This is a genomic window from Acinetobacter brisouii (assembly GCF_008993995.1).
Classification (GTDB): Bacteria; Pseudomonadota; Gammaproteobacteria; order Pseudomonadales; family Moraxellaceae; genus Acinetobacter; species Acinetobacter brisouii_A.
In genome coordinates, this window is sequence record NZ_BKNN01000091.1 from 1 (window position 1) to 6,483 (window position 6,483).

At 40.8% G+C, this 6,483-nt stretch carries 6 protein-coding genes and 1 rRNA gene; 2 read left to right on the top strand and 5 right to left on the bottom strand.

The window, feature by feature from the left end; genetic code table 11:
- Positions 1–4: 4 nt before the first annotated feature.
- Together rrf and GBN19_RS13985 are read left to right on the top strand one after the other, a co-directional pair.
- Positions 5–119, top strand: a 5S ribosomal RNA gene (gene rrf, locus GBN19_RS13980).
- 335 nt (positions 120–454) lie between these two features.
- Positions 455–919 carry a DUF2726 domain-containing protein gene (locus GBN19_RS13985; RefSeq protein WP_151710623.1) on the top strand — a complete coding sequence of 155 codons (465 nt, stop codon included), beginning with the start codon at positions 455–457 and terminating at the stop codon, positions 917–919.
- Between the two features lie 20 nt (positions 920–939).
- Here the strand turns inward: GBN19_RS13985 and GBN19_RS13990 are convergent, their stop codons facing one another.
- The 5 genes from GBN19_RS13990 to mdtD all read right to left on the bottom strand — a co-directional run bounded on the left by GBN19_RS13990 (position 940) and on the right by mdtD (position 6,125).
- On the bottom strand, positions 940–1,293 hold the full coding sequence (locus tag GBN19_RS13990; RefSeq protein WP_151778548.1) for a RidA family protein: 354 nt from the start codon (positions 1,291–1,293) through the stop codon (positions 940–942).
- A 4-nt stretch (positions 1,294–1,297) separates the two neighbouring features.
- Positions 1,298–2,635, bottom strand: a complete 1,338-nt coding sequence (gene shiA, locus GBN19_RS13995; protein ID WP_151778549.1) for a shikimate transporter — start codon at positions 2,633–2,635, stop codon at positions 1,298–1,300.
- A gap of 216 nt (positions 2,636–2,851) precedes the next feature.
- The gene (dinB, locus tag GBN19_RS14000; RefSeq protein ID WP_151778550.1) at positions 2,852–3,883 is read right to left on the bottom strand and encodes a DNA polymerase IV; all 1,032 of its coding nucleotides are present in this window, start codon (positions 3,881–3,883) and stop codon (positions 2,852–2,854) included.
- Positions 3,884–3,908: 25 nt separating this feature from the next.
- The gene (locus tag GBN19_RS14005; RefSeq protein ID WP_151710627.1) at positions 3,909–4,661 is read right to left on the bottom strand and encodes a glycoside hydrolase family 25 protein; all 753 of its coding nucleotides are present in this window, start codon (positions 4,659–4,661) and stop codon (positions 3,909–3,911) included.
- A 66-nt stretch (positions 4,662–4,727) separates the two neighbouring features.
- The gene (mdtD, locus tag GBN19_RS14010; protein ID WP_151778551.1) at positions 4,728–6,125 is read right to left on the bottom strand and encodes a multidrug transporter subunit MdtD; all 1,398 of its coding nucleotides are present in this window, start codon (positions 6,123–6,125) and stop codon (positions 4,728–4,730) included.
- Positions 6,126–6,483: the final 358 nt, after the last annotated feature.

The following is a 6,483-nucleotide window of genomic DNA, read 5'->3' on the forward strand; positions in this document are numbered from 1 at the left end:
TTGTGCTGGCGACAATAGCAAGAGTGAACCACCTGATCCCTTCCCGAACTCAGAAGTGAAACCTCTTAGCGCTGATGGTAGTGTGGGGTTACCCATGTGAGAGTAAGTCATCGCCAGCTCATTATTCTAAAACACCCTCTGATTCACAAATCAGGGGGTGTTTTTTTATTCGAGGAAAATTAAGTTTTTGTATGTGTTTTTAAAAAATAGGTCTAAAATTTACAATTAAATATGATTCTTTAGCTACAAATAACCAAAAAAATCTAAGTTCATGTTATAGATTAGGTAGGTATTCGTAAGGTTGACGATATAGCCTATAATTCTCCATTATAAAATGTATAAATTGTCAATGGCATTGTCTTGTAAAGTGCAGCGATAATTTTAGGATGAATAAAGGATTTGCAAAGGATTTGCACCTGATCAATAAATCAGATAATTATAAGGAATGTGTGAAATGATAGAACTTATTTCTCTGAGTATCTTGAGCGTATTGATTTTAGTTATATTTGTTGTTCGTTATCAAAAACGTACAGATCAGCATTATGATAGTGCTTTAAAACAACGAGCTCTGTTCAACTATAACGAACAAATCATTTATCAACGACTGAATCAGCTCTTACCACAACATATTATTTTATCAAATGTTGCTTATAGTGCACTGTTAACAAGTAAGTATTCACATACACGAGCAAAGTTTAATAATATGACAGCTGACTTTGTCATTTTAAATTCACAGTTTCAAGTTGTGGCAATTATTTCTCTTGGTGGCTCAATGTTTACACAGCATCGTGATGATCGTTATGAAGATGCTTTATTGGAAATGGCTGGTTATCGAGTGCTGCGTTATGCAGGCGTACCCGATTTGAAAAAATTATCGCGTGATTTGAATATTCAAGAAAAAACAATGGCATTTGCGTAGGCAAATGCCAGTTTGAAGGCTTATGGTTTAACAGCTGTTACTGTCATTTCAACCAAAACTTCTGGAGCATACAGTTTAGATTCGACACAGGTGCGTGCAGGTGCATGACCTTGCAAAACCCATGCATCCCAAACTTCATTCATTGCAGCATAGTCTTGTTCAATATCTTTTAAGAAAATAATCACAGATAAAATTTGAGTCTTATCTGTTCCTGCATCAGCTAAAAAGCGGTCAATATTGGCAAGAGTTTGCTGGGTTTGTGAGCGAATGTCTTGGCTCGTATCATCTGCAAGTTGCCCTGCAAGATGGACTAAGTTACCTGAAATTGCCACTTCACAAAAACGTGAGCTTACATGTAAACGTTTAACAGCCATAAATTTAATCTACAAGGGGAGAATGGACAGTTTTTGATGATACTTGACCTTTCATGCGCGCTGCAACAATTGAAGTGAGTAAGCAGCCCACAGTTAAATAGATCGCGACGAAAATCCAGTGTCCATGTGCAAGGAAGATGAGTCCTGTTGCAATAAATGGCGTAAAACCACCGCCAATAATACTGGCAAGTTGATAGCCGACACCTGCACCACTATAGCGGTATTCTGCACCGAATAATTCGGTAAAGATCGGCTGATGGACGCTGACCACCATGTCATGGGCTAGATTGGCAAGTAAAATAGATAAAATCACTAACCAAAAAACGGATCCGCTTTGCAATGCCAAGAAGAATGGAAATGCAGCGCCTGCACCAATTAAACCACCGATAATACACATGCGGCGGCGGCCAAAACGGTCTGCAATCATGGCAAAAAATGGAATACTGACACAGCTAATTGCACCGACCATTAAAGAAATATTCAAAAATAATTGCGAAGACATATGCAATTTTTCGGTTGAATAGTTCAGGGCGAAGGTTGTGACTAAATACATCGAAAGCAATTCAGCTAGACGTAATGCAATGATGTAGAAAAAACCTTTTGGGTTATGCTTAACCGCTTCAATAATGGGAAAGTGTGATCTCTTTTCTTGAAGCTTAGGTTTGTGTTGCTGATGTTTGAATTCGGCAGACTCTTCTTGATCTGAACGAACCCATACTGCAAAAGCAACCAGAACAACGCTAGCAAGAAAAGGGATACGCCAGCCCCAGTCACGGAAGCCATCTTCACCAATACATAACGTAATCAGAGATACACAGCCCGATGCCAGCATTAAGCCCACACCATATCCGATTTGAACACCACTACTATAAAAGGCTTTCTTGTTTTTAGGGGCATTTTCAACAGCCATGAGTGCTGCGCCACCCCATTCCCCACCGACAGCAAAACCTTGAATGGCACGCAATGTGACGAGTAAAACAGGTGCCCACCAACCAATTTGTGCGAAAGTGGGTAATAATCCGATGAATACGGTTGCTCCACCCATGAGAAAGACAGTGAGGAACAGCATTTTTTTACGACCGAGTTTGTCGCCAAAATGCCCGAAAACAATACCGCCTAATGGGCGAAATAAGAAACCAACACCAAAAGTGGCAAACGCTGCTAATGTTCCCATAGTCGGGTCAATATTTGGAAAAAATTGTTGTTTAAAGACTAATGCAGCAACAATGCCATAGAGTAAAAAGTCATACCAATCCACAACTGCGCCAATAAAGCTACTCAAAGCAGCTTTGCGAGCTCGTTTTTCTTGTGTGATATGTAGAGAAGAAGAACTTGAGGTCATTCAGAAGGAGTCCATGCCTAACAATCGGAGCGCCCTGCAATGCGCATGATGATTAATCCGATGTATTACAGGGACGGCTAGTTAAAACCATGGATTAGTTTTAACCGTGCAATAGCTTCATGGATAAATGTAAGCGGACATAGCTTAATCGAAAAATGCTTAGCTTGCGAGAGTCTAAGGCATATATTTTTTGTAAATGAGAATTATTTTAATTAATTACCACAGTGACAATTGATTTTTCTGTTCGGTATTGGTGAGTTGATAAACACCAACCCCAACCAAACGGAAACGCAATTGAGGGGAAATATTCAGCTCAGTTATTAATAAAGTAATCGCTTGCTGTAGTTGTATTAAATTTTCTAATGGACTTTGAAAGCGTTTACTGTGTTGCAGCACATGAAAATCAGCTTGTTTCAGTTTGATGGTTACACCAAAGGCACTGAGCTGACGTTTCTCTAAGCTAGCCCAGACTTTTACAGCCAATGTTACCCATGTAGTTTGGCATTCGCTGAGATAAAAATCTTGGTCAAAGGTAATTTCTTTAGAAATTTGCTGACGGACTCGACTGGCTTCCACTGGACGTTCATCAATGCCTTGAGCATACAGATGTAATTGTTGTCCATATTTTCCAAAGTGCTGCTGTAAAACGTGCAATTCAATTTTTTGTAAATCTCCAAGGGTATAAAGCTGTAATTGTTCAAGCTTGGCTTGAGTGACTTTACCCACCCCAGGGATTTTTTTTAAGGGTAGATCATTAATAAACTCTTGAACTTGTTGTGGTTTAATTACACAGAGCCCATTGGGTTTATACCAGTCCGATGCAATTTTAGCTAAAAATTTATTGGGTGCTACGCCTGCCGATGCAGTAAGCTGAGTGTGTTGCCAAATTTGCTGTTGAATGGCTTGAGCCACAGCAGTTGCTGATGCCAGACCTTGCTTATTTTCAGTGACATCCAGATAAGCTTCATCTAAAGATAAAGGTTCGATGAGGTCGGTATGTTGCTGAAAAATCTGCTGAATTTGAGAAGATACCTCTCGATAGAGTTCAAAGCGTGGCTCAAGTACTACCACATGTGGGCAAAGTTTACGGGCTTGTGCCATCGACATGGCAGAGCGTAAACCAAAACGTCGTGCAGGGTAAGACGCAGTTGTGATGACCGCACGTGGATGATGTGATGCAACTACGACAGGGACATCGACTAAGTCAGGGCGTTCACGTAATTCAACTGAGGCATAAAAGGCATCCATGTCGATGTGAATGATTTTGCGCTGTTTAATGATGAATAATTCCTAAATAACGTAAATAACTTTGCCATTGTTCTGCTGAGCCTGCATAGGCATTCAGATCGACAGGTTGGCTAATTCCATTGATATGTCCTTTTTGAGTGTATTGCCAAAACATCCAGCCGCGCTGATCTTTAAGTTTTGGATAAGCCTCATCATAATCGCGAATCCAAAGCGCGGTATGTGGGATGTGTCCCATCAGCACAATATGATAAAAGGTCTTTGAGGTATAAATAATCGGGGCTTTGCCATAATGCTGATGCAAGATTTTCTGCATGGTCTGAATCTGTTTCAGGAGCTGTTCTTGATTTGAATTTTGAATGCAATTGGCATCGTATTCCAAATCAATGACAGGTGCTAGAGCATCAGCTTTATTGGGCACTGTGGCAATAAAATTGGCAGCCTGAATTTTTGCCTCACGGCATAAACGATAATAATGATACGCACCCACATGTAAGCCTTGCTCACGTGCTTTTAACCAGTTTTGTTGAAAACTCGGATCTTGATAATCACCGCCTTCGGTGGCTTTTAAATACACAAATTGATACTTGTGCGGTGAAATTTTTTTCCAGTCAATATTGCCTTGATGATGAGAAACATCAAAGCCTTGTACAGGATGATCTTGTGCTTCTGCGGGCTGATTTTGAAAGAGAATGAGGCTAATGAAGCATAGCAATAAAACGATAACGGTTGCAGTTAAGGTTCGGACAAGGTGCAAGTAACTTTTGCGAGCAGCTTTCATGATCCAACAGATCGGTAAGATTGAAGCTCTATTTTAAGAAAACTGCAGCAGAAAACCTATTTAAACTTATGAGAGATTTTGTTTGGGAATTCGCCAGAAAATCAGCATGGTGATCACATTCATTGCACCGAGTGTGAGTAGGGTGGCATCGAAGGCTTGAGCAAGCTGTAAATGAAAACTTGTATCTTGATAAAAATTGATCAGTGTTCCTGTCAATGCAATCCCGATACTCATAGAGAGCATCATGATCATCGATAAGAAGCTGTTGCCGCTACTGGCATGTTGTGAAGGTAAGTCTTTCAGCGTGTATGTATTCATTGAAACAAACTGAATCGAGTTGAGTGTCCCAAAAATAAAGAAATGCAATGCACGCAGCCATTCAGGTGTGGTTGCTGAGGTTAAGGTAAAGCTCATGACACAAAGTCCGACTGCAATAGTATTGAGAATTAACACATTGCGGTAACCTAGACGTTGTAGTAAAGGGCGCACAATTGGCTTAGAGAATAGTGAGCCGAGTACGAGAGGAATCATCATTAGCCCTGTTTCAAAGGGTTCGAATTTAAATACGACTTGCAACAGTAAAGGGAGTAAAAAGGGAATGGCATTGCCTGCAAAACGGGCAAAGAAATTACCTAATACCCCAATGGCATAAAATTGATGTCTAAACAAGTCACTACGAAATAATGCATTTTGATGGGTATGTGCATGATGAGCGTATAAAATACTTGCCGCGAGTCCCGCAATCAATAGTAGATAGGCACTCTGATGTGATGAACCTTCAATTGAAAAAGAATCAATACCTAATGTCAGACCCACCATTGCAACAATCAGCAGGATTACACCTGAACGGTCAAAGCGTTTGACTTTGCTTTCCACAATATTGGGTAACGCCTTCAAGGTTACAATAATGCCAAGGATACCCATTGGAATATTAATTAAGAAAATCCAGTGCCAACTCGCGACCTCAACCAGCCAACCGCCGAGAGTTGGTCCAATTAAAGGGCCGATCAGCCCTGCAAGACTCATTAGACTCATCGCCGATACAAATTGTTCGCGAGGAACAATTTTGAGTAAAGATAGTCGTCCTACAGGAAGCAGCAATGCTCCGCCAATTCCTTGCAGAACCCGAAAAACCACCAGTTGTTCAAATGAGTTCGATAGACCACAACCTAAGGATGCTAAGGTAAAAATGATAATTGCACTCAAATACACTGAGCGTAATCCAAAACGATCGGCTAACCAGCCACTCATGGGAATACAACTGGCAACGGACAGCACATAAGCCACGACAACCCCATGCATATGCAGAGGATTTTCTTTTAAGTGCTGTGCCATCGCAGGCAGGGCAGTGTTGACAATGGTCGTGTCAAGGGCTTGCATGAAAAAACCAATCGAGACCAAAAGCACCAGTAAGCGGTATTGGGGTTGTAATGCTTGGTACGTGGTGGGATTTTGAGATTCCATGCAGTAAAAGCCTTATAAAAATTCAGGAATTTATCGAAATATGATAATTGCTATTGTAACAGGACTGAGATCGGCATTTAAGTTGTAGTTGTATTGCAAGACATACCCCGTCATAAAAAAGTACTTATTATTTCAAGTCGATCTGCTAGGATGAAGTGATTACACCATCAAATCGGGAGATCTACTGGATGATCGTATTGCACTATTTGCAGTATTCACGCGCCTTTCGTATTTTATCCGTATAGCCGTAAAACCTCGCCCTTTAGGGCGGGGATATAAGGCTGCAATCCGCTAGTCCCCCTTGTGGGGATTAGCTAGGATTGCTAATGCGGTGTCTGCTGTTGTTGAATATATTGTT